This window comes from Nonomuraea sp. NPDC049784 (assembly GCF_040659615.1).
GTDB lineage: Bacteria > Actinomycetota > Actinomycetes > Streptosporangiales > Streptosporangiaceae > Nonomuraea.
Genome location: NZ_JBFAMX010000747.1, coordinates 1 through 4,414, shown reverse-complemented (window position 1 = coordinate 4,414; position 4,414 = coordinate 1). Strand labels below are relative to the sequence as shown.

Genomic DNA, 4,414 nt, shown 5'->3' with positions numbered 1-4,414 from the left:
GCCCGGACGACGCGCGGCTGGCAGGGCTCGTACGCCGACTCCGCGCCCGCAGCGAGGAGTTCTCGGCGCTGTGGGACACCCACCACGTCGCCGTACGCCGCACCGACGTCAAACGCTTCCTGCACCCGGTGGTCGGCCTGCTGGAGCTGGACTGTGAGGTACTGCTGAGCCCGGAGCACGACCAGCGGCTGGTCGTCTACACCGCCCGCCCGGGCAGCAGGTCCTACGAGCGGCTGGAACTGCTGCGCGTGGTCGGCCTCCAGAACCTGACCCGCGGCTGAACCGCTCCGCCGGCGCCCGCAGCAGCGATACCGCTTGGGCCCGACGGCCGGTCGTCGACGTCGCCCTCCACTCCCTGCACGACCATGGAGATGCCGGCGATCCGCTCCTTGTGACAGCGCGGTGATGTGACGTGCGCCACTGATCGTGGGTGTCACAAAGCGGTTGGGACTGGTCTCTTGTGCATGTCACGGTCGAGCCGTTGCTCACCGCGCCTGGCCGACAGCGTCTCGATGGCGATGCTGCTGGTGCTGGAGACACTCGCGCTGACCGAGCGGGCGGTCCCTTTCACGAGGGCGGCCACGTGCGGGTCTGAACCGGTACCACTGCGGCCGCCCCTCGGACATAGGTAGTACGGGCAGGACTCTGTCGGGCTGCCAGTATTTGGCCGTCTTCACGCCTGTTCACAGGCCCCGACGTCCGACGAGTCACCGAAGTGACAGTTCCGTTGAAAGGCCTACATTCGGCACCCACCTTCAGGTCGAATGGTTGCTGTGACAACACGGCAAGCGCGTCTGCGGCGGGTCCTGATCTGGTCGATCAGCGTGGTCGTCATCACCGTCATCGCCACCGTGACCTTCCACCTGCTCGTCGGCGCACCCGACACCACCTGGTGGCGGCTGGTCCTGGAGCAGCTTCCCCCCTACATGGTGCCGCCGTACTCCACAGCGGATCTCCCTCCCGTGGCGCTCACCATCCTCGCGGCCGCCAGCCTCCTGTTCGGCGTCAGTTGCTGGTTCGCAAGCAAACTGCGTCGCCGCCCCGGCCTGCGGCTGCTCACGCCGGAGGAGATCGAGGCCCACCCGCCTGAGGGATCCTTCGACGCGCTCAGCGCCGAACGAGGGATGCTTCTTCAGCGGATGAGCACCTGGGGCGTCACCCTTGGGTTGCTGCTCGCCGCAGGCAGCATGGCCTACACCACCAGGTCCACGGAGACCTCGCAGGAAAGGCAGATCACCAACAGGTACACCCAAGCCATGGAGCAGCTCGGTTCCGAGAAGATCGAGGTCCGCCTGGACGCGATCCACACGCTGCAACGCCTGGCGCAGGATTCTCAACGAGATCGTGTGACGACCGTCGATGTCATGGCCGCGTATGTGCGCGAGCACGATTCGATGTCAAAGGCCCGGCTGCTCGGGCAGCCGGAGACCGACGTGCAGATGGCCCTGACCGTGCTCGGCAGCGTCTACGATGCGCCGAACACCGAGCTCGGGCACGACTGGGTCTGCAGCTGCAACTTGGCGCGCATCCGTGTACCAGGCGCAGATCTGAGCGGCCTGAACCTCGGCATCGCCGTCCTGACCCGGGCAGACCTGCGTGGGGCTTACCTGAGCGGGGCCAACCTGGATCACGCGGACCTGTCCGGCGCCGACCTGCACAGGGCATATCTGAACAGCGCGGACTTGCCGCACGCGGTCCTGTTCATGACGGACCTCAGCGAGGCGAACCTGAACCGCGCAGACCTGAGCGGGGCGGATCTGTACGAGGCGGACCTGAGGAGGGCGGACCTGAGCTGGGCGGACCTCAGCGGGGTGGACCTGTTCAACGCAGACCTGCGCGGGGCGGACCTGCGCGGCGTGAATCTGCGCGGGGCGAGCCTGAGCGGGGCGGACCTGCGCAAAGCGAATCTGCGCAAGGCGATCCTACGCGGGGCGGACCTGAAGGGGGCGAACCTCAAGGGTGCGGATCTGACGGGTGCGGACCTCAAGGGTGCGGATCTGACAGGTGTGGACCTGACCGCGGTGAACCTGACCGAGGCGAACCTGAACGCGGCCAAGTCCGACAACGAGACCAAGCTTCCCGCAGGAGCCCCTGGGACATGAGTGGGCGGCGTCCCCTGGCGCTACCTCCCGCACGATCACCCGCCCTGGCGGACCGGGTACGCCTGCGACGCCCCCAACGGTGAGTCATTCTCAAGAGACCTCAACCGGAGTGCGGTGGGAAGGGGAAAATCGGTTGCCATGGGAAACGCCATGTTCCTATCGTGCCGCCATGCCCTCCTACTCCCACCCTTTGGCCTGGCTCCTGGGCCTGGAGGGAGCCGCGCTGCTCCGAGCGCAAGCCGGCGACCTGGGCGACGCGAGCTTCGTGGAACGGCGAATCGCCGAGATCCGCAGCTTGGTCAACGACCCTGACCCGGCACTGGGCACAGGCACATCCATCGGCCACGCCACCACCGAAGAAGGCTACGCGCAGTGGTCCGCCGGATACGACTCCGACGGCAACCCCTTGATCGCAGCCGAGGAGCCCCTGGTACGGCGCATCCTGTCGCAACTCCTACCAGGCCGCGCCCTGGACGCCGCCTGCGGCACGGGCCGCCACGCCGCTTTTCTGGCGGAGCTCGGCCATGAGGTCGTCGGCGTGGACTCCTCACCGGAGATGCTCACCCGAGCCAAGGCCAAGCTCCCGGCCGCCGAGTTCCGCCAAGCAGACCTCCATCACATACCGGCCGCCTCCGAAAGCTTCGACGTAGTCGTCTGCGCCCTCGCGCTGACCCACCAGCCAACCCTCGGCCCGCCCATGACCGAGTTCGCCCGCGTGGTCAAACCCGGCGGCCACGTGGTCCTCTCGGACATCCATCCGCTGTCCCTGTACCTGGGCGGTGTCCCGATGGTGGCGGGCCAGGACGGACTACGAGCCATGCCGGCCACCCGCTTCCTGGCCGGCGACTACATCACCGCCATCCTTGAGGCGGGCCTGCGGATCGAGAGCTGCCACGAACCCCGCTGGGGCAAGGTGCCCGGCGGCCACGGCGGCCCCCTCGCCCAACAGCGGTGCCCAGAAGCAGCCGCAGCGGCCTACGAAGACACCCCCGCCCTGATCATCTGGCACCTCCGCCGCTCCTGACCTCGGATTGCCGAGGTCAGGGACGCCGGGAACCCTCTGGGACTGCTGACACATTCGTCAACGGCCACCCGTCATCGCCGAGCCGCGTCAGCTCGGACCCTCTTGGGAAGGGGTGCTCGCCGGCGACTTGTCGTTCCGGGTGCCCGCGGTTCCGGATACAACACGGCACTACCAGTTCGGTGCAGGCCGAGCCGACGGCGGACCGCCTCGATGGACACGCCAGTGTTGATCAGTCGGTGGCGTGGGCGTGCCGTAGCTGGTGGATGTCGACGGCAAGGCCGGCGATGCGCAGTAGCCTTGCCGGCGATGGTGAGCGGCGTCGTAGCGCGTGCCCTTCGCGCCTCGGACGCGAAGGGGTTCCCTGTGCTGCCTCCGTGGCGCCTCGGAGTGCGTGGTGTCATCGAAGTTCGCCAGGAAAATGTCGCGGTGGGATGTCGAGAACCCGCGCGCGGCTCCGTCCTCGGAGTGAACACGGCCACAATGGGCCGTACCTCACCAAGGAGAAACATGATGGCCAAGTACCTGCTGCTCAAGCACTACCGTGGCGCGCCGGCAGCGGTCAACGACGTGCCGATGGACCAGTGGACGCCGGAGGAGGTCTCGGCCCACGTGCAGTACATGCGGGACTTCGCCGCTCGGCTGGAGGGCACCGGCGAGTTCGTCGACGGTCAGGCGTTCTCCCCGGAGGGCACGTTCGTCCGCTACGACGGCGAGGGGCGGCCGCCGGTCACCGACGGCCCGTTCGCGGAGACCAAGGACCTGATCGCCGGCTGGATGGTGATCGACGTCGAGACCTACGAGCGGGCGCTCGAGCTGGCCGGCGAGCTGTCGGCGGCTCCGGGTGCGGGTGGGAAGCCGATCCACGAGTGGCTGGAGGTGCGCCCGTTCCTGGCCGAGCTTCCGACCATCACGGACTGACGCGCGTGGACGAGTCCCTGTTGCGGGCCCTCACCCCCACGGTGATCGGGATCCTCGTCCGGCGCGGAGCCGACTTCGCGTCGGCCGAGGATGCCGTGCAGGACGCCCTGGTCGAGTCCGTGCGCGTGTGGCCGGACGACCTGCCGGGCGACCCCAAGGGCTGGCTGGTCACCGTGGCCTGGCGTAAGTTCCTCGATGTCGCCCGCGCCGACACCTCCCGACGGCACCGCGAGGTACGCGCCGAGGACGAGCCCGTGCCCGGTCCTGGCGAGGCGGCGGACGACACGCTCCGGCTGTACTTCCTGTGCGCGCACCCGTCCCTGACACCGGCCTCGGCCGTCGCGCTCACGCTGCGCGCGGTCGGCGGCCT

Annotated in this window: 4 protein-coding genes and 1 pseudogene; all 5 read left to right on the top strand. The window is 68.5% G+C overall.

From position 1 onward, the window contains the following. Positions 1 to 281 (top strand): annotated as a pseudogene (locus AB0J09_RS57535) (transcriptional regulator); the annotation flags it as partial. A gap of 492 nt (positions 282 to 773) precedes the next feature. Continuing rightward, positions 774 to 2,102 carry a pentapeptide repeat-containing protein gene (locus tag AB0J09_RS57530; RefSeq protein ID WP_360711403.1) on the top strand — a complete coding sequence of 443 codons (1,329 nt, stop codon included), beginning with the start codon at positions 774 to 776 and terminating at the stop codon, positions 2,100 to 2,102. A 169-nt stretch (positions 2,103 to 2,271) separates the two neighbouring features. Continuing rightward, on the top strand, positions 2,272 to 3,126 hold the full coding sequence (locus AB0J09_RS57525) for a class I SAM-dependent methyltransferase (RefSeq protein WP_360711400.1): 855 nt from the start codon (positions 2,272 to 2,274) through the stop codon (positions 3,124 to 3,126). A 510-nt stretch (positions 3,127 to 3,636) separates the two neighbouring features. Further along, positions 3,637 to 4,044, top strand: coding sequence for a YciI family protein (locus AB0J09_RS57520; protein WP_360711405.1), 408 nt, complete (start codon positions 3,637 to 3,639; stop codon positions 4,042 to 4,044). 5 nt (positions 4,045 to 4,049) lie between these two features. Next, positions 4,050 to 4,414: sigma factor (locus AB0J09_RS57515; protein ID WP_360711397.1), on the top strand; the 365-nt coding region annotated here is incomplete at its 3' end.